This window comes from Flavihumibacter cheonanensis, assembly GCF_022352215.1.
Taxonomy (GTDB): Bacteria; Bacteroidota; Bacteroidia; order Chitinophagales; family Chitinophagaceae; genus Flavihumibacter; species Flavihumibacter cheonanensis.
Genome location: NZ_JAKRWF010000003.1, coordinates 383,962 through 403,890, shown reverse-complemented (window position 1 = coordinate 403,890; position 19,929 = coordinate 383,962). Strand labels below are relative to the sequence as shown.

Annotated in this window: 16 protein-coding genes and 1 riboswitch; of the genes, 11 read left to right on the top strand and 5 right to left on the bottom strand. The window is 44.5% G+C overall.

Annotated elements, in window-relative coordinates; translation table 11 throughout:
* The first annotated feature begins 20 nt into the window (after positions 1–20).
* The 6 genes from sufC to MD536_RS15595 are packed head-to-tail and all read left to right on the top strand — an operon-like array spanning position 21 to position 4,550.
* The gene (gene sufC, locus MD536_RS15620; protein WP_234867390.1) at positions 21–776 is read left to right on the top strand and encodes a Fe-S cluster assembly ATPase SufC; all 756 of its coding nucleotides are present in this window, start codon (positions 21–23) and stop codon (positions 774–776) included.
* A complete protein-coding gene (gene sufD / locus MD536_RS15615) occupies positions 773–2,062 on the top strand; it encodes a Fe-S cluster assembly protein SufD (protein ID WP_239601783.1) in 1,290 nt (429 codons plus the stop codon). The genes sufC and sufD overlap by 4 nt, the downstream gene beginning before the upstream one ends.
* Before the next feature lies 1 nt (position 2,063).
* Positions 2,064–3,308 carry an aminotransferase class V-fold PLP-dependent enzyme gene (locus tag MD536_RS15610; protein ID WP_239601782.1) on the top strand — a complete coding sequence of 415 codons (1,245 nt, stop codon included), beginning with the start codon at positions 2,064–2,066 and terminating at the stop codon, positions 3,306–3,308.
* A 2-nt stretch (positions 3,309–3,310) separates the two neighbouring features.
* Positions 3,311–3,757 carry a SufE family protein gene (locus MD536_RS15605; RefSeq protein ID WP_239601781.1) on the top strand — a complete coding sequence of 149 codons (447 nt, stop codon included), beginning with the start codon at positions 3,311–3,313 and terminating at the stop codon, positions 3,755–3,757.
* Positions 3,758–3,761: 4 nt separating this feature from the next.
* The gene (locus MD536_RS15600; RefSeq protein ID WP_239601780.1) at positions 3,762–4,073 is read left to right on the top strand and encodes an SUF system Fe-S cluster assembly protein; all 312 of its coding nucleotides are present in this window, start codon (positions 3,762–3,764) and stop codon (positions 4,071–4,073) included.
* A 9-nt stretch (positions 4,074–4,082) separates the two neighbouring features.
* Positions 4,083–4,550, top strand: a complete 468-nt coding sequence (locus tag MD536_RS15595) for an RrF2 family transcriptional regulator (RefSeq protein ID WP_239601779.1) — start codon at positions 4,083–4,085, stop codon at positions 4,548–4,550.
* Here MD536_RS15595 and MD536_RS15590 read toward each other — a convergent pair.
* The 3 genes from MD536_RS15590 to MD536_RS15580 are packed head-to-tail and all read right to left on the bottom strand — an operon-like array spanning position 4,513 to position 9,100.
* Positions 4,513–6,363: a PAS domain S-box protein gene (locus MD536_RS15590; RefSeq protein ID WP_239601777.1), complete on the bottom strand. Its 1,851-nt coding sequence runs from the start codon at positions 6,361–6,363 to the stop codon at positions 4,513–4,515. The genes MD536_RS15595 and MD536_RS15590 overlap by 38 nt on opposite strands.
* An 11-nt stretch (positions 6,364–6,374) precedes the next feature.
* Positions 6,375–6,803, bottom strand: a complete 429-nt coding sequence (locus MD536_RS15585; RefSeq protein WP_234867377.1) for a response regulator — start codon at positions 6,801–6,803, stop codon at positions 6,375–6,377.
* Between the two features lie 50 nt (positions 6,804–6,853).
* On the bottom strand, positions 6,854–9,100 hold the full coding sequence (locus MD536_RS15580; RefSeq protein WP_239601775.1) for a PAS domain-containing sensor histidine kinase: 2,247 nt from the start codon (positions 9,098–9,100) through the stop codon (positions 6,854–6,856).
* Between the two features lie 296 nt (positions 9,101–9,396).
* Between MD536_RS15580 and MD536_RS15575 the strand changes: the two genes are divergently transcribed.
* Positions 9,397–10,038, top strand: a complete 642-nt coding sequence (locus MD536_RS15575) for a response regulator (RefSeq protein WP_239601773.1) — start codon at positions 9,397–9,399, stop codon at positions 10,036–10,038.
* A 4-nt stretch (positions 10,039–10,042) separates the two neighbouring features.
* Here the strand turns inward: MD536_RS15575 and MD536_RS15570 are convergent, their stop codons facing one another.
* Together MD536_RS15570 and MD536_RS15565 are read right to left on the bottom strand one after the other, a co-directional pair.
* Positions 10,043–12,007 carry a TonB-dependent receptor plug domain-containing protein gene (locus MD536_RS15570; protein WP_239601772.1) on the bottom strand — a complete coding sequence of 655 codons (1,965 nt, stop codon included), beginning with the start codon at positions 12,005–12,007 and terminating at the stop codon, positions 10,043–10,045.
* Between the two features lie 105 nt (positions 12,008–12,112).
* A riboswitch (cobalamin riboswitch) is annotated at positions 12,113–12,332 on the bottom strand.
* Between the two features lie 10 nt (positions 12,333–12,342).
* A complete protein-coding gene (locus tag MD536_RS15565) occupies positions 12,343–14,370 on the bottom strand; it encodes a TonB-dependent receptor (RefSeq protein WP_239601770.1) in 2,028 nt (675 codons plus the stop codon).
* A gap of 55 nt (positions 14,371–14,425) precedes the next feature.
* Between MD536_RS15565 and MD536_RS15560 the strand changes: the two genes are divergently transcribed.
* From MD536_RS15560 to MD536_RS15545, 4 genes are all read left to right on the top strand, one after another.
* Positions 14,426–15,787 (top strand): APC family permease, encoded by a 1,362-nt coding sequence (locus MD536_RS15560; protein WP_239601768.1) that lies wholly within the window; start codon positions 14,426–14,428, stop codon positions 15,785–15,787.
* 1 nt (position 15,788) lies between these two features.
* Complete coding sequence (locus MD536_RS15555) at positions 15,789–16,958, top strand: trans-sulfuration enzyme family protein (protein WP_239601767.1); 1,170 nt, start codon at positions 15,789–15,791, stop codon at positions 16,956–16,958.
* 83 nt (positions 16,959–17,041) lie between these two features.
* A complete protein-coding gene (locus MD536_RS15550) occupies positions 17,042–18,511 on the top strand; it encodes a TolC family protein (RefSeq protein WP_239601766.1) in 1,470 nt (489 codons plus the stop codon).
* Between the two features lie 29 nt (positions 18,512–18,540).
* A complete protein-coding gene (locus tag MD536_RS15545; RefSeq protein WP_239601765.1) occupies positions 18,541–19,929 on the top strand; it encodes an efflux RND transporter periplasmic adaptor subunit in 1,389 nt (462 codons plus the stop codon).

The window sequence follows — 19,929 nt, the reverse complement described above, 5'->3', positions numbered from 1 at the left end:
CAAATTTGAAATAACACAATATGTTACAAATAAAGGATCTACACGCAGGTATTGAAGGAAAAGAAATTCTTAAGGGTATTAATCTTACCATTCGTCCGGGTGAAGTACATGCCATCATGGGACCCAATGGTTCCGGTAAAAGTACCCTGGCATCTGTGCTTGCAGGAAGAGAAGATTATGAAGTAACCGGTGGTTCAGTGGAATTCCTGGGTAAGGATCTGCTGGAGCTTGCTCCGGAAGCCAGAGCTGGAGAAGGATTGTTCCTTGCTTTTCAGTACCCGGTAGAAATACCCGGATTAAGCACCATCAACTTCATGAAAACAGCGGTGAATGAAGTTCGTAAATACCGTGGTCAGGAAGCCCTGGATGCTGCAGAATTCCTGAAACTCATGAAGGAAAAAATGAGCCTGGTAAATATTGATAAAAACCTGCTCACCCGTTCCCTGAATGAAGGGTTCTCCGGTGGTGAGAAAAAGCGCAACGAAGTATTCCAGATGGCGATGCTTGAACCCAAACTGGCAATCCTGGATGAAACAGATTCAGGTCTGGATATTGATGCCATCCGCATTGCAGCAGCCGGAGTAAATGCCATCCGCAGCAAGGAGAATGCAACCTTGGTAATTACACACTACCAGCGACTGCTGGATTATATCGTGCCTGATTTTGTGCATGTATTGTACAATGGACGTATTGTAAAATCCGGTGGTAAAGAACTTGCACTGGAACTGGAAGAGACAGGCTATAGTTTTCTTAAAAACGAGATGAATATTGCATGAGTACGATAACTACGATTAAAGATAAAGCACAACAACTGGGAGCTGCTACACAGGATGCTCTGCAGCCCGTGCGCGCCGCTGCATTGGCAGCTTTTAACCAGTTGGGTGTACCTGCAGTGAAACACGAAGAATGGAAATATACCCGGATCAGTCAGCTGTTTAATCAACCTTACCAGTTAGGCGTTGATCATACCAATACGGATGCGGCCTGGCAGGCATTTCGTTTGCCCGAATATGAAACAGCAAACGAACTGGTATTCATCAATGGAGTATACAATGCTGCAGCATCTACAGTTCGGTCAGCCGGATTGATTGTGTTGCCCCTGGAAGAAGCGGCGAAGGGTGAGTATGCGCAGGTTGTCAATAAAAACCTGGGGCATAGTGGAAAGTACATGAAGGATGGGATCAATGCACTGAATGCATCTTTCCTGGTGGGAGCTGTATTCATTGGTGTGAATCGTTCCACTGAAATTGAGCATCCAGTATATATTTATAATATCACCGACGGTCGCGCTGGTAACGTTTTTGCACAACCGAGAACACTGGTACATGTTGCTGCCAATGCAGGTGTGGTATTGGTTGAAACCTATGGAAGCATTGGGGTAGCGGATCATTTCACCAACCAGGTAATGGAAGTAGTGGTGGAGCAGGATGCCCGCGTAGAATATTACAAGATTCAGAATGATAGCAATCGCTCCAGCCTGGTAAGTACCACGCATTTCCGCCAGGTAGGTAAGAGTTATGTGCATGCCGTTACCATTTCACTGAATGGGGTGATGGTGCGGAATAACCTGAATATGGTGATGGAAGCAGAACATTGTGATTCCAACATGTTTGGTTTGTATTTTACTTCCGATTCCTGTCATGTTGATAACCATACCATCGTAGACAATGCCAAACCACATTGCCTGAGTAATGAATACTACAAGGGCATTCTCGATGGTTCCTCTACCGGCGTATTCAATGGTAAGATATTTGTTCAGCAGGATGCGCAGAAAATCAATGCCTTCCAGTCTAACAAAAACATTCTCTTATCTGACAGTGCGAATGTTTATACCAAACCTCAACTGGAGATTTTTGCAGATGATGTGAAATGTTCGCATGGTTGTACGGTTGGAAGACTCGATGAAGAAGGACTTTTTTATCTCCGCTCCCGTGGGGTAACAGAAGCAAGTGCGAAATCACTGCTCCTCCATGCTTTTGCGGTTGATATTCTTGACCAGATCCGTCATGATGCCCTCCGTGCTTATGTAGACCAACTTATTTCTGAACGTTTAGGAGCATAATATGGAAACGCTTACCCGATCTGAACTGTTATTTGATGTGGACTCCATTCGAGAGGAATTTCCAATTCTGAAACGAATGGTAAAAGGAAAACCATTGGTCTACCTGGATAATGCGGCTACCACCCAAAAACCGCTTGCAGTGATAGATGGGTTAACGCGTTACTATTCAGAATACAATGCGAATATCCACAGAGGTATTCACAGCCTTGCAGAGGAAGCTACAGCTGCTTTTGAAGCAAGCCGGGATGCAGTGAAAGAATTCATAGGTGCTGCTCATCGGGAAGAGATCATCTTCACGAGAGGTGCAACCGAAGCGATCAACCTGGTTGCATATACCTGGGCACGTAAGTTTGTTGGTGCCGGTGATGAAATCCTGGTTTCGGGCATGGAGCACCACAGCAATATTGTTCCCTGGCAGATCATTGCGGAAGAGAAGGGTGCAAAGGTGATTCCGATCCCGGTATTGGAAGATGGAACCCTGGATATGGAAGCCTTCCAGCGTTTACTCACGGAGAAAACAAAACTGGTGGCCATTGTGCATGCTTCCAATTCATTGGGAACCATCAATCCGGTGAAATATATCGTGGAGCAGGCGCATGTAATCGGCGCTAAAGTTTTGGTAGATGGATCCCAGTCGGCTGTTCACCTGCCGATTGATGTGCAGGATATCGATTGTGATTTCTTTGTATTCTCCGGACATAAAGTGTATGGCCCAACCGGTTCCGGTGCGCTTTATGGAAAAAAAGCCCTGCTGGAAGCCATGCCGGTATTTCATGGGGGAGGAGAGATGATCAAAGAAGTGTCCTTCGACAGAACAACCTACAACGAATTACCGTACAAGTACGAAGCTGGAACACCAAACATAGCTGATACGGTAGCATTGAAATTTGCCCTTGATTTTGTGAACGGGATCGGCAAGGAAAAAATCCATCAGTATGAGCAGGGCTTGCTTGCATATGCTACGGATGCATTAGAACAGATCAAAGGTTTGCGCATAATCGGAAAAGCACCTGAAAAAACAAGTGTGATTTCATTTGTGGTAGAAGGAGTACATCCGCAGGATTTAGGTATTCTGCTGGATAATAAGGGTATTGCGGTTCGGACGGGTCATCATTGTACACAACCCCTGATGGACAGATTTGGAATTCCGGGTACAACCCGTGCCTCTTTTGCATTGTATACAACCTATGCAGAAATTGATGCATTGGTAGCAGGCCTGGAGCGTTCCATTAAAACTTTATTATAGAAATGACAGCAAGGCCAAGTATAGAAGAACTCGAAGAAGAAATTGTTGAGAATTTTTCGCTGTTTGATTCCTGGGATGAGAAGTACGAGTACATTATTGATCTGGGAAAAAAACTGCCGGCGCTAGAAGATGAACATAAAAAGGACGACAATAAGGTAAGAGGTTGCCAATCCACCGTATGGCTGGTTGCGGCCTATAAAGATGGGCTGGTTGAGTTTAAGGCAGATAGTGATGCGGTGATTGTAAAGGGACTGATCAGTATGCTGATCCAGGTATTGTCCGGGCATACTCCGGATGAAATTATTCAGGCTAAACTTGGATTTATTGATCGGATAGGCATGACAACACATCTGGCTCAGACAAGATCAAACGGACTGGCGGCGATGGTAAAGCAAATGAAAAATTTTGCATTGGCTTTTAAATTACAGAATGAATCTGCAAAGCACTAAGAACATGGAAACAGAAGCTTTGAAAGAAAAAGTGATTGATTGTATCAAAACAATATACGATCCTGAATTACCGGTGAATATTTACGAACTGGGACTTATTTACGAGGTGGATATTCTGCCGCTGAACAATGTCCAGATTGTAATGACGCTGACAGCACCCGGATGTCCTGCTGCGCAATCACTGCCCATTGAAGTGGATCAGAAAGTGCGACAGATTGAAGGCGTGAATGATGTTCATGTGAGTGTAACCTGGAATCCGTCCTGGAATAAATCCATGATGTCGGAAGCTGCACAATTGGAATTAGGTATGTTTTAAAAGCTATCTATGAAGATTACGGCACAGGAAGAAATCGGTCTGAGAATTATGTTACGCGTTGCCAATTGCGGCAATGAAAGCGGACTCAGCATTCCCCAGCTCAGTGAGGCGGAAGGAATCAGTATTCCCTATGTTGCAAAGCTTACACGCTTGTTGCGTCAGCAGGGATTTCTCAACAGTACACCTGGCAATAAAGGTGGTTATGTGCTGGCCAGACCTGCCAATGAGATTATTGTAAATGATCTGCTGAAGGTCTTAGGGGGCGCACTTTTCGATACGAGTTTTTGTAACCTCCATAGTGGAGGTATGAAACTCTGTACCAACTCTGTGGATTGTTCGGTTCGTTCTCTCTGGAAGATGATGCAACTGGTGCTGGATGAACTATTGCAGCAGTTGACGCTCAGCGATCTCTCCAATTCCGAATTAGAGGCCCAGCGAATTATTTCGCGGGTATTTGCTCCAAAACAGGTAGTTTAAACTGTACCACCAATTCACATCCTTTTCCAGGCGCGGTATTTATTTCTATCGTGCCATTAAAGAGTGCAGCGCGGGTCTTCATATTCATAAGTCCCACTCCATTGCTTTTCCTGGCCTTGTCAAAACCAACACCATCATCTTTGATTCGTAATTCCAGGATTCCGTTCCGGTTGCCAAGGTAGAAATTGATCGTAGTTGCTTTTGCGTATTTCGTGATATTATTAAACTGCTCCTGGCAGATGCGGTAAATGGAAAGTTTGAAATTGTCTTCCATATGCTGCTCCCCGAATTCTGTCATGTTGTGGTAAATGGTAGTTCCGATGCCGTTTGCTACATTTTCAAATAATTGAAGGAGGTTGTCTTTCAGGTGTCCTTCACTTAATGTGGGGGGAATCAGCGAGTGGGAGAGGGTCCTGATTTCATCAATGGCCGACTGGATCAGTTCATCCGATTTGCCCAGGTAAAGAGATTGTGTATCTCCGGCTGTTTTACCAAGACCCAGGTATAAGCGGGCACTGGCCAGTATCTGGTTGATATTGTCATGTAATTCCCTGCCAATTTCCTGGCGCTCTGATTCTTGTGCTGAGATTACTGCATTGGTCATTTCTTTCTGTGCCTTGTTGCGCTCTTCTTCCAGTTGTCTTTCAAGCATCACTCTTTCGGTAACATTATTACCCAGGGCCATAATACATGGCATTCCCATATAATCGATACGGTGAGATACAAACTCAATATAGATCTTATCGCCCCATTTGCTGATAATCCGGGTAACATGGGTCTCTCTGAAACTTTTATCTTTTAATGCTTTTTCGGCTAGTACATATACAAGCTCAGCCCTCTCTGCCAGTCCCACTGCAAGAATGGATTTTCCTTTCAGATCTTCCCTTTTATAACCTGAATGATTTTCGGTTGATTCATTGATTTCCAGGATCGTAAAATCTTTCAGGCTCCAGATGATGATGGCAGCTGGATTGTTTTCAAAGAGATAGCGGTATTGCTCTTCGGACTCTTTTAATATCCTTTCGGCTTCCTTTCGGGGCGTTATATCCTGTGTGGCACCTATAAAACGAACTGCTTTGCCCTGCTCATTTCGGATGATATATCCGCGGTCCTGAAGGTATGCATACCTTCCATCCGCTCTCAGAAAGCGGTATTCCAATTCAAATTGCTGGAAGGATGGGTTCTCTTTGTATATATTGATTTTCTTTACTACTTCTTCTCTCTCTGATGGATGAATCTGTGTTACCCATTTTCCCTCTGATCCGAATTGAGCAGCATCATAATCGGTTTTAAAAATTTTCTTCCAGCCTTCCGGATTCCGGTAAACTTCACCCGTCAGCAGGTTAAGATCCCAAACCATGTCATTGGTAGCCTTGCTTACCAGGTCGTATCGCTCATTACTTTCCTGCAATGCCTGCAGGTTGTTCATACGTTCGATGGAATAGAGGATGGTTTTTGATAGCAGTTTTTCATCAAAATCGCCTTTGATCAGGTAATCCTGTGCCCCGAGTGTAATCGCATCCAGGGCAGTATTCATATCCGAAACGCCAGAAAGAATTACAATCGGGGTATACCCTGCATTTTCCCGGATCGATGTAAAAGAGTTGATACCAAAGCTGTCGGGTAGTGAGAGGTCAAGCAGTATGATATCAACAGGCTCCGACTTCAGTACTTCATGCGCCTGTTTGATCGACTCTGCAGTAAAGAGTTCCCGGATTTTTATTCCGGAACTGAGTAAGAGTTCCTCCAGCAGAAACTGATCTCCGGGATTATCCTCCACCATCAGGATCGTCAGTTCAGTTGAATGTATCATGAAGTACCGGTTTAGCTATTAGGGAGTTGTGCTGTCTTCATCCAAAATGATTCCATAGACTGGATCACTTTCATAAAACTGGAATAATCAACGGGTTTGGTTATATAACAGTTGGCATAGTGGGTATAGGCCTCGAGGATATCTTTTTCAGAAGCAGAAGTAGTTAACACAATTACCGGAAGGCTGCGTAGTGCCGGATCCTGCTTAATTGTTTTCAACACCTCCTTTCCATCAACTTTTGGAAGATTGATGTCCAGCAAAACCAGATCAGGAACCTGGGCATTCTCATGGGTCCCTGTCTTAAAAAGAAAATGGATCGCTTCCCTGCCGTCTCTTACAACCGAAATATCTTTTACTGCAGTTACTTCGCGAAGTGCTTCTCGTGTAAGAATGATGTCGCCTTCATTGTCTTCCACCAATAAAATGTGTAAGTCTTTCATACGTTTTGGGTAGTTTCGATAGGTTCTGGATTCTTAATGAATATAAAGATTTATTTTTTGATGGTAAAATAGAAGGTGGAACCTTCTTTTTCTTTGGAATAAACCCATATTTTACCTTTATGCTGTTCTACAATTTTCTTACAGATAGCCAGACCAATTCCTGTTCCGGAATATTCAGTCATATTGTGTAATCGCTGGAAAATGACAAAGATCTTTTCAAAATAATCCGGCTCTATTCCGATGCCATTATCTTTTACAGCGAACTGCCAATAATTGTTTTCTTCTTTTGCGCTAATCCGTATCTCAGGCTGTAAGTCACTTCGGTATTTAATGGCATTTCCGATGAGGTTCTGAAATAGTTGTACCAGCCCTGAAAAATTGCCTTTAAGCACCACTGGCAGAGTGTCAATTTCGACAATAGCATTAGTTTCGGCGATGCTTTCCTGCAAATTATGGACAACCTCTTTAAGTACCTGATTCATGTCCACTTCTGTTAATTCCACTGCCATGTTTTCCAACCTCGAATAGGCCAGCAGATCATTAATTAATTTTTTCATTCGCTCTGCCCCGGAAACAGCATATTGAATATATTGTTTGCCTGCTTCATCTAGTTTGTCCTTGTATCTTTTTTCCACCAGTTGGAGAAAACTACTTACCATTCGAAGTGGTTCCTGCAAATCGTGTGAAGCTATGAAAGCAAACCGCTCCAATTCGGCATTGGATCTGGATAGTTGTTCTGCTCTCTCTGACAATTCCTGGTTTGCTTTTTCAAGGGCCTGTTCGTAAAGTTTTCGCTGCGTGATATCCTGCACGGTACCACTATATCGCATGGGTTTGCCATGCTCGTCTTTAAACAAGTTGCCCTTTTCATGTACATACCGGATAGCACCATCGGGTAAAAGAATCCGGTGTTCAAAATCCAGTGAGTCGTTTCCGTTGAATACTTGTGCTCTTTTTTTGAGGAAAGTTTCTCTATCATCCGGATGAAGGGTTTCCAGAAAAACTTCAAAACTTGGCTGAAAATTGGAAGGGTGCCTGCCCCAGATTGTATACACTTCATGGGTCCAGAAGAGTTCGTTGCTTTGCATGTTCAGTTCCCAATAGCCCAGTTTGGCCAGCTTCTGTGCAGTTTCTAGTTTCTGATTCAATTGCCATAATTCGGATTGGTACTTTCTGTTTTGAGTGATATTTCTGGAATGACAGGCAACTCCAACAATTTTCTGATCTTCCCGAATTGGATTGAAGCTGGTTTCCCACCAGATCTCTTCACCCGGCTCCGTATAAATATCAAGACTTTGCATGTGAAAGGATTCGCCTGTTAGTGCCCGGTCGTATAGTGATTTCCAATATTGTATATGTTCTTTCGGATAGATTGTTTCAAGTAACATATTATCTCCAATTTGTATGGAAATATTAGAGGTTCGCTCGGTGGTTTGTATAAAACTTCGGTTGGCTGCAAGCAAGTTATACCTTGCATCAATACTCCAAATCATATCGCTTGTAGTATTGATCAGTGCAATTTTATTTCGTTCCTCTTCCTTTTTTTGAAGTTCCAGTTTCAGGCGATCCGTAATATCGTTGGAAAGTACCAGGGAAGCCAGCTTTCCATTGAATTCTATCTGGTGAGAAGTGATTTCAATGTCAATGATATCGCCATTTTTTTTGATGTGTTTCCATCTTCCTTTATGAACCAGGTTTTTGCCCTCCCTGATTCGCTGAACTTTTTTTAAACGTTCTCGATCTGCTTCCGGACGGATATCATGCGCAGTCATCTGCAGAAATTCTTCCCGACTGTAACCATAATGATTAATTGCCTTTTCGTTCACTTCCAGGAATTGTTTGGTATCCGGATCAATGATCCACATGGGAAGCGGATTGTGATGAAACAGATTTCGGTACCAACGTTCCGATTGTTCAAGTCGTTGCTCATATTTAACCCGTTCGGTTACATCCCTTCCTATGCAGAACAGCGCATGTACTGATTTATTCCAATTCATCGACCACCGGATCGTGAAGGATTGTCCGTCTTTAGAAATCACTTTGTTATCAAAAAAGCTGACCGGCTGACCACTGATGGCTTTGGCTAACATCGCAACAGTTGCCTGCTGATCGTGCTCCTCAATGAAACTCAGGTATGGTTTACCAATCAATTCTTCTGTGTTATATCCAAGTATTCGTGTAGCTGCAGCACTGATGCGGGTAAACATGCCATCCCTGTTCATGGTACAAATAATATCCAGGGATGCGTCCATGATCCGCTCATATTCTTCCAATATGCCTGATTCGAGCTTGTTCATAGTTATAAGGTTCTGATAAGGTCAGTGAAAAAAAGGAAAAAACCAAAAGGGTACAAAATTTTCTCACGTGAGAAGTTTTCGCACCCCTGGCTCATTAACCTTAGATAAAAATTCCACTACTAACCAGTTCCTGGCGTTTGGACGGTTTGGATACTTAGGATATTGGATACAGAATAAAAACGGACCATTAACAACACAAAGATGCATACAAAAAAGGCCTGCAGACAATAGACAAACTTGGCAATTCTTGTAGAAAAAAACCTACATTCATCCGGTATTTTCATTAATTTGTATATATGAAGCACTTTCTTCTCATTGACGATCATGAAGTTGTGAGAACCGGTATCGGTCACGTACTGGCTGAGTTGTTTCGTCCCTGCACTATTCATGAGGCCAGCAATGAAGCCTCTGCACTTGAAAAATTAAAGGAAAGAACCTTTGATCTTATCATAATGGACGTTTACATGCCGGGCTCAGATACCTTCGGTATAATGGAATTTATAAAAGTCCGGTTTCCGGAAGCCAGGGTACTGATTTTTTCCATGAGTGCGGAAAACATCTATGCACCCCGACTGATCAGGGCCGGGGCAAAAGGATTTTTATCCAAAAACACGGGAATTCAGGACCTGAAAAAAGCCGTAGAAACACTGTTGAACAATAAGATGTATATAAGCTCGGAACTGGCGCTTCAACTCGCAAGTGGTTTACAGCAGGAAGAACCTTCCAATCCGTTTGATAAACTGAGCAGCAAGGAATTTGAAATTGCCTCCCTGATGATGGAAGGTAAATCCCTTACCGAAATCTCCCTGATTTTGGGTACCAGCACCTCAACGGTGGGTACCCATAAATCAAGGTTGTTTAAAAAGCTGAACTGTAATAACCTACTGGATCTGGTTGAACTTGGTAAAGCCTACGAGATCAGTAGCAAAAGACACTGATTTTTTACCATTTCCAAATTACTCCTGCCATTATATTGAATTTTCGCGCGTTGTAACCCACCACATCAAAATACTCCTGATCGGTAATGTTCCGTAAGTCTGTATACAATGTTAGCTGCGGCAACAACTGGTATTTCGCATATAGATCCAGGTTATAGTAATGTTTCAGATCGGCCAGTTCTGTACTGAAGGTGTTGCTGTTATAAAAAAGATCCTGTCTTTTATCTACCCATCGGTAATGAATGCCAATAAACAGTGAACTGGTTAGCTGATAACCACCATTGATGTTGAAGCTGTGTTTGGGGCGACGATAAAGATTGAAATAACTGGTGTCTTTCCCATTTGAAGTGGAGGTGGATAACTTACCATCTACAAAGGTGTAATTGGCACTTAGGCTGATTTTCTCAACTGGTTTCCACCTTAGTTCAAGTTCGATGCCATGGTCTGATTGCTTGTCTCCATTCTGATACTGCCCAAAAGGAGGAACAGAGAGCGGAGCAAAAAGAATGATATCTTTTATGTTTCTATTGAAGTATGTCGCACGGGCAAAAAACCGATTGGAGCTTGCGTTGTATTGAACTCCTAATTCCTGCTGAGTGGATCGTTCCGGTGCCAGTGCAGTATTACCATATTCACTCGCCAGGTTGTATACAGAGGGAGCTCTGAACGCAGATCCTGCCGAGGCGAATATTTTTAATTGTGCGATAGGGGAATAATACGGGTTGACAGAATAAGTAAACGCATCCCCAAAATCCTGGTGCTGGGTAAAACGACCGCCCAGTTCAATTCCAAACCGGTTGTTTTTATGGAGGTGACCCGAAATATAGGCGCTCATCATGCTGGCTTCCAGTGAATCCTTACTCAAACTGCTTCCGAAACCACCAAAGTCGGTAACGATATCAGCCTGGTTGCGCCGGTAATCAACCCCACCCAGTAAACTGAACCAGGGCTGAATCGTACTATTGAGATAGGCTTCTGCAAAAAAAGAATTGCCTTTGTAATTGCCACTGCTGGGATCGAAATCAGAAGGGCCCGCCGGAACATTTACCGGATCCCTGTAATCACGATTAATCCGGTTATAATTACTGTGAACAACAAACTGTCCCTTTGGTAACTGCAGGATGGATTTGATACCAATTACCTGTTGACGATTGTAAGCTGTTCTGTTTTTATCATCACTGAATGCAGCATCATCCAGATCGGTTTTGTAATCGCTGTACTGATAATAGCCCTGTAGTTTCCAATTGGCAGTTGCCTGTAAACCAGCCGCCAGATTGATCATGTTCTGCCTTTGACCGTCTTTGTCAAAATTGTCGGCTCCTGAAGCATCCGTAGCTGAGGAGAATCCCTTTGACTGAAATCGGTTATACTGGGCGCTGTAGTTGACTTTACCGGATTGGCCGCTTACTCCAAGGTTAGCTTTGTAGGTATTAAAACTGCCTGCTGAAAATTGACCATTAACTCCAAGTTTCCGGTTACTCACATTCTTTCGGGTGATGATATTGATTACTCCCGCAACCGCGTCTGATCCATACAACGTGGATTGCGCACCTTTCAGAATTTCAATCCGTTCAATCTGATCAACTGCAAAATGGTTGATGTCAAACTCGATGGAAATACCGGATGCATCTGTTACAGGCATACCATCAATCAGAATCAGCGTATTGGCACTTCCTGCACCTCTCAGGTACAGATTGGGAACGGTGCCAGGGTTGTTTTGAGAGCCGGACAGGAATAATCCGCTTTGTTCATTTAATACCTGTGCAAGGGAACGACCGGCATTTTGCTCCAGGGTTGCCCGATTGATTACCTGTACAATTTTTGCTGTGCTGTTTTGTTTCTGCGAGATTTTGTTGGCAGTAACAATGACTTCTTCAAGTGGAGAGGAGCTGCTGTCTGTTGGGTTTTGCTGGCTCCAGAGCGGACTGCTGAATACTGCAGCAGTCACGACAATCAGGGTTCTTTTCATGTTGGTGAAAAAGATTAACGTGACTGCTTCCGGAAAAGGATGGTAGAAATATAAACGACCTGGTACCCGGCCTTTTATATCCCTGCTTTTCTCCCGAAAGCGGAATATGGTTTCCTGTAAGCGGCAGGTCTTCTGGCTCGTTTTCTGTAAACCCCCTTCCCGTTCACCCTTACGTGCAGGCGGACAGTGGTTATGGATTGACAGCAGGATACAAGTATCCTGATAACATTACAGCTACGGGGATAGCGCCGGGATCAACCGGACTTCCCTTTTAATCCTGTTAACAGTTGATTTGTTAACAGGAACCGATTACGGCGCGAATATAGGCATTTTCATTACTGGAGCCGAATGCCCGCAAAATAGTTTCGGCCAGCAGCAGCATTGAAATAACGGCCACCAATTGCATTGATATCATTACCCAGGCTGTACCGTTGATTTAGCAAATTATCTGCCCCGGCAAATATGCTGAGGCGCTTAAAAATGCGGGATTCCAGCCTGGAGCCAACTAATTGGTAGGCATTTGCCTTAGCGGTATTGGCATCATTCAGCCATATCGGATCCACATACTGGTAGGTAAGATGAAGTTGCAGCATCAGCAGGTACAGATCCAACCCGGCTGCCACTGTTTGCCTTGCGATACCCGGAATACGTTTGCCGCTGAAATCCTGTTCCACTTGACGAAATTCCTTATAGGTAAAAGGATGGAAGGTATAACTGATCCAGGGCTGCCACCTTAAACCAAATGGATGCCTGAGTGCCTGGTACCGGGAAGCAATTTCAATTCCCCATTGCCTGGTACTGCCAGCATTGGTGAAAAAGTCCGCCCCGCTTGCATCTCTTCTCTGCACGATGGCATCATTTAACTGGAAGTGGAAAATATTAGCATCTAACCATAACCGTTGTTTTGCAAATCTGCCACGCATACCCAGTTCAAAATTCCATCCGCCTTCGGCCTTTAAAGAGGTATTGATTACACTGGTGGAAGGCAGCAGTTCGGAACTGGTGGGAGGAGAAAAACCTCTGGCTGCCAGCCCATAAACCAGAACGGATCCTAGTTTTCTTGAGATAGAAATACGCGGCGCCCATTCTGCCTGCTGGCCGGTGTTGAACCGATAATTGGGTACTACTGATTCACGTATGATGCGGATCGTATTGTTATTCCAGCTTAACCCGGCATTGATTTCCCAGTTGGCATCCGGTTTCCATTGCGCCTGACCAAAGACCAGGGCATTACCTGGTGTGAGTGCATCAGAAGTTTGCAGGGTATCCTGTTCTCCGCCACGATTGCCGAAAACATTGATCTGGTAATATCCTTTCTGCCACTCCCCGCCTGCTGTGAATGTGATAGTTCCGTTGGATAACGGTGCAGTATAAGCGATTAATGCTCGGGTTCCAAAAGAGGGTTCAGTTCTTCTTTCAAAGTTCCGTATGGCAGGATTGGTAATCCGGTTATACATTCCATATACAGTAGCTTCCATGCTGAGCCTGGTAGTGGGCATGTATTGCTGATACAGTCCGCCATAAAAAGATTGTTGATAAAAAGCAGCTTTTGCAGTTTCTGCCGAAGGGAAGGGGCCACCTGCAGGCCGCGCTTGTTTGGGGTTGGCATTGTATTGTGCCAATGTGAGTCCGCCCGGTGTTTCATACTGCAGATCACTATAAAGTACCAGTGAGCCGATGGTGTATTTATCCGATACCTGTCTTTTGTTATGCCAGCTCAGAAAATTTCTGCGAAGTGCACTTTGATTGCGGTATCCCTGTGATTGCTGGTGATGCACTTGTACCCGGTTGAAATGTTGTTCATTTCCGGTGAGTAGCTGACCATCTAGCTGGAAGAGACCATAACTACCTCCCATAACACTTAGTCGAACTGGTGATTTGCTATCGGATGGTCTGGAGCCAGTTGCCAACAGGGCGCCCCCTGATCCGGATCCATAAACAGAAGCTACCGGTCCCCTTAGTATTTCCATCTGCTCAATAGCAGTTGGCGCAAACAGGTTCAGATAGGTGTTTCCGCCCGGATCTGTTATAGGAAACTGTTCATAATAAAAACGCACATTTCTTACACCAAACGGAGAGCGAAGTGAACTACCGCGGATGGCTATACGATAACTGCCCGGTGAACGCTCTTCCATTCTTACACCGGGAAGCGTATTCAGGGCAGCTACTGAACTTGCCGGAGAAAAACGGTTCCATTCAGCAGCTCCGGCAATGGATACTGCGGCAGGTGTTGCAGCAAGCGGACTTCTTTGTACAAAGCCCTGCACGATAACCGAATCCAGTTGTCTGTTGGGCAGGGTATCTGTAGAAGGGGACAGAGGAAGCTGAAATCCGGTGGCAACGAAAACAAATAAGAGGTTCATTTTTTATTTGTGGGCTTGGCTTTTGGAATTATATTGGGTAAAGATCGGAACTAACATGCAAAACAATACAGGCAAAAACAATCAGTTAAGATTGTTTGATCTTACTATGATTGTAGTTGGTCTTGTTATCGGTATGGGTATATTCAGAACTGCAACCGATGCTGCCAGCGCCTCGCTTACGCCCACGATTTATTTTTCGGCCTGGATCGCCGGAGGCATTATCGCGCTTTGCGGTGCACTCACTTATGCGGAGATTGGCTCAAGGTATCCTGTTACAGGTGGGTATTACAAAATCTTTGCGGCCTGTTATCATCCCTCTGTTGCTTTTGCAATCAATTGTATTATTCTTATTTCTAATGCAGCTTCTTTATCCGGAGTGGCTTTAATAGGCAGTGAATACCTGTCGCAGTTAATTTTTGATGAACCCGCTTCCGACCTGGTGAAATCCCTGATTGCTATGTCGGCCATCCTGGTATTTTATTTTGTCAACCTGGCCGGACTTCGCATGAGTTCACAAACGCAGAATATTCTCATGCTCATCAAAATTCTAATGGTGCTTGTCCTGATTGGTGCCCTCTTTTTTCCCGGGGCTGACCCATCTTCCCTTCCTCCATCTTCCCTTCCCCCCTCTTCCCTTCCTCCCTCTTCCATGTCCCTCATCTACTCCTTTGGCGTAGCTCTTATTGCGGTTTCTTTCACCTACGGTGGGTACCAGCAAACCATCAATTTTGGAGAAGAAGTAAAAGATGCGCGCAAAAACCTGCCGAGAGGAATTGTGATCGGTATTCTCATGATCATCGGACTGTATTTGCTGGTGCAGATGGCTTATGTACACAGTATCGGTTTTGAAGCATTAAAATCCACCAGGGGTATTGCAGCAGTAGTGGCGGAAAAAATGTTTGGTCCAACTGGTAAAACCATTTTCACGCTCCTGCTTTTCCTGGCTGTACTGGCTTATGTAAATGTGTTGCTATTGAGTAATCCCAGGGTGATGTATGCCATGAGTAAAGATGGTATCCTCCCCGGTATGTTTGCCAAAGCCGATGAAAAGCGTGGGGTACTAACCGTTAGCCTAACTGTGTTTGCTGCTATTTGTATCATCGTCCTGTTTTTTGCCAACACTTTTGAGAAAATTCTGGGCTTTACGATTTTCCTGGATTCAATTGGGATGGCAACATCTGCAGCAACCATTTTTATTCTTCGCAAACGAACCAAACACCTGGATGGAACCGGTATTTATACCATGAAATGGTATCCGGTTTTGCCTCTTGTTTTTATGATTGCCTATACCTTTGTAGGAATCAGTATTGCGATCAACACACCTGTTCTTGCATTAACCGGACTGGCGGTATTTGCTGTCTTCCTGGGAATTTATTTCCTGGTGGTTCGGAACAGCAAGGGCGCAAAACATAGTTAAGATGGATCTGTCCTACATTATAAACGAATTGGGAGAGGAAAGAGAGCAGTATTTCAATGCCATGTCCCCGCCCATTATGCAAACCAGCAATTTTGCATTTCGGAAAGTGGATGACTTGACGGCTGCTTTTGCTGATGAAATGGGAGGGTATCTCTACAGCAGGGGGCTTAATCCAACGGTTGATATACTTCGAAAAAAACTGGCAGCTCTGGATGGAGCTGAGGACTGCCTGGTGCTCAACAGTGGTGCCGCCGCGATCTTTGCAGCTGTATTTGCCAATGTAATGGCAGGAGATCATATTGTTTCGGTGCGTAAACCTTATACCTGGGCAGAGCGGCTGTTTTCGGTTGTACTTCCCCGTTTCAATGTGGAAACTACCTATGTAGATGGTGGCTCAGTGGAAGAATATGCAGAGGCAATTCGTCCTGACACCCGGCTGATTTACCTGGAATCTCCCAATAGTTGGAATTATGCGATCCAGGACCTTGCAGGTATAGCAAAACTGGCAAAGTCCAGGGGAATCATCACTATAGTGGACAACAGTTATTGTACGCCCTTGTATCAGCGTCCAATTGAATTAGGGATCGATTTGTCTATTCAATCAGCCACCAAATACATAGGAGGCCATTCCGATACCGTTGCAGGAGTGATAAGCGGTTCTGCAGCCATGATCCGAAAAATATTTGATTCAGAATACCTGACCATCGGTAGTGGGATCCAGCCTTTCAATGCATGGCTGCTGATCCGGGGCTTGAGAACCCTGCCGATGCGGTTAAAACAGGTGAGTGAAACAACCCGGCTGGTGCTTGCTTACCTAAAGCAACACCCGAAAGTGGAGTCCTGTCTGTTCCCGCTGGATCCTGGGTTTCCTGATTATGAACTGGCAAAGAAACAGATGAGTGGTGCCTGCGGATTGCTCACTTTTATATACAGGACCGACCAGCGGGAGGAAATTATTCGGTTTTGCGAGGCGCTCAGGCACATATTTATGGCTGTAAGCTGGGGAGGTCATGAAAGCTTGATCATTCCCAAATGTGCGGGAATCAAGCCTGAGCATTTTCGACAGGAGAAAAAAGACCACCGGATGCTTCGGTTATACGTTGGCCAGGAATCAGCCGATTACCTGATTGCAGATTTAGATCAGGCTTTTTTATCCGCTTCTGGTGGTTGATGGGGAGTTTTTTCACGATAATTATATGACCGGTCGGCAGGATGCCGCTGAATTCTTTATTTTTAACCCCTTAACCAATTTGCATGCGATTTTTTAAACGGTTATCCTATTGTTTAGTTTTGGGAATGGGGCTAGGGCTTGAAAGCCAGGCACAGGAAGAGTGGGATTTGAGGCGATGTGTTGAATATGCCATCGCCAATAATATATCAACCAAACAGGCAGATGTTCAGCGGCGGATCAGTGACCTTTTATTCAAACAAGGTAAGAAAGCCTGGATACCCACAGCTGATTTCAATACCAATACAGGTTATCAGTTTGGTCGTTCTATTGATCCTACCACCAACTTATTTACCAATCAGCAACTGCTTTTCCAGGGATTCCAGTTTAATACCAATGTGACTATTTTTAACTGGAACAGGATTACCAATACCATGCTGGCTTCCAAATACGAGGCGGAAGCTGCCCTGGCGGATGTGGAAAGCAACAAAAATGACCTGGCCCTGAATGTGGCTACCGCTTATCTGACGGCGCTTTTATCTAAAGTGCAGGTGGATATTGTAGAAGTTCAGGTAAAGCAAAGCCAGAGCCAGTTGAATGATACCCGGAAAAGAGTGGAGGCCGGAACCGTACCTGAATTGAACGCGGTGGATCTGGAAGCCCAATTGGCCAGGGATAGTTCTTCCCTGATTACAGCTCAGTCGACCTATGAATTGAATCTGTTGTCTTTAAAAGCTTTACTGGCGCTGGATGCCGGAGCTCCTTTTGCTATATCTGTACCACCGGTGGATAGAATTCCCGTTGATCCGATTGCAGAACTGGAACCGGAAATGGTTTACCAGATGGCCTTGCAAAACCAACCGGTGATCAAGGCAAATGACCTGCGTAAAAAATCGCTTGAATACAATATTAAATCTGCCAAAGCAGGTTTATATCCCAGCTTTTTTGCCTTTGGCGGATTGGCTTCCAACTTTGCCAGTTCCAACCGAAAAATTACAGGAGCTAATTTCCTGGGTTATAATGCCCCCAACCCTGCAAATGGTGCTGTGAATGTAAACGGCACCCTCGTGCCTATACAATCGCCCAATGTTCAGATAACACAGGGCAATAAAAATTTCGGTGAATTATGGACCGGCTGGGGAACACAGATGTCGAATAACTTTCGTCAAAATATCGGGGTAGGGATAAGTATTCCGATTTTGGGTGGCTGGCAGTCCAGAACCAATTACGAACGAGCGAAACTCAATCTGGCAAATGCTGAATTGGTAATTGACCAGGGGAATCTACAGTTGAAAAACAATATTTACAACGCATATACCAGCGCTGTAGCCGCCATGCAAAAATACAATGCCGCACGTAGCAGTGTCAGCGCGGCGGAACGCTCTTATAACTTTACCCTTCGGCGTTATGAACTGGGGTTGCTCTCTACACTGGAACTGATCACTTCACAAACCAATCTGACGAGATCCAAAATCGATATGGTCAATGCCCAATTCGATTATGTATTCCGGATGAAAGTACTTGAGTTCTACAAGGGCCAGGGTATAAAATTATAATCAATCAAGCACAAGCACATACGATCTATATGAACAAGAAATTAGTTTGGATACTGGTAGCCGTGGTAATACTGATTATTGCCTTATTCGGTTTGAAACAGGCAGGTGTAATTGGAGGTGAGGAGGGCATCAAAGTAACTACGGAAAAAGTCGCAAAGCGTACAATCATTGAAACTGTTAACGCCAGCGGAAAAGTATATCCGGAGGTGGAAGTAAAAGTAAGCTCTGATATCTCAGGGGAAATTGTGGAATTAATGGTTGAAGAGGGTGATAGTGTTCGCAAGGGACAGGTGCTTGCCAAGATTTTTGCTGATATCTACCTGACCCAACGCGACCAGGTAGCCGCCAGCGTTCGTCAGCAGCAGGCATTGGTAGATAACAGCCAGGCACAACTGGAAGCACTTCAAAGTGCGTTATCCCAGGCTGAAGCGCAATTTCGCCGGCAGGAGCAACTCATGAAGGAGAAAGTGATTTCCCGTGCAGAATTTGAGCAGGCGGAAAATGCTTACAACACCGCAAAGGCCAATTATAACGCAGGTTTACAAACCATTCGCGCTAACCAGGCTTCAGTAGCCAGTACCCGTGCCAACCTGGAGAGTGCCAATAAGAATTTGGGCCGAACAACGATATTGGCGCCCATGAATGGTGTGGTATCTCTTCTGGCAGTTAAGAAAGGTGAAAGAGTGGTTGGTACAGCCCAAATGACCGGTACCGAAATGATGCGGATTGCTGATATGGATAAGATTGAAGTTCGGGTAGAAGTGGGCGAGAATGATATTCCTAAAGTTCACCTGGGAGATTCCGCCCTTGTGGAAATTGATGCGTACAATGACCGCAAATTCAAAGGTATTGTAACGCAGATCGCCAGCAGTAGTAAAGCATTGTCTTCTGCTACCGCCACTGCTGTAACCAATGATGTTACCAATTACGAAGTGCGGATCCGCCTGCTGAAAGAATCTTACCAGGATCTGATTGATCCAACACGCCCGAAGAACTTTCCATTTCGTCCGGGTATGAGTGCCAGCGCTGATATCCAGACCAAACGTAAAATAGATGTATTGGCTGTGCCAATCAATGCGGTTACTACCCGTGAAAAAGATTCTGACAAAGCAGTGAATGAAACCCGCACTTCTACTGCCGAAAGCGGTGAAAATAACAATGAACAGCAGGAAAATCGCAGGTCAATCAGTACGGAACTGGATGAAGTAGTGTTTGTGCTTCAGGCTGATAAAACTACCGTGAAGCGGGTGAAAGTGCGAACAGATATCCAGGATATTACCTACATAGAAATTCTCAGTGGGTTAAAAGAAGGAGATGAAGTGGTTACTGGACCCTACTCGCTGGTTTCCAAGACACTCAAAAACAACGATAAAGTTAAAGTAGTTAAGAAGGAAGAGCTCTTCGAAAAGAAAAAATAA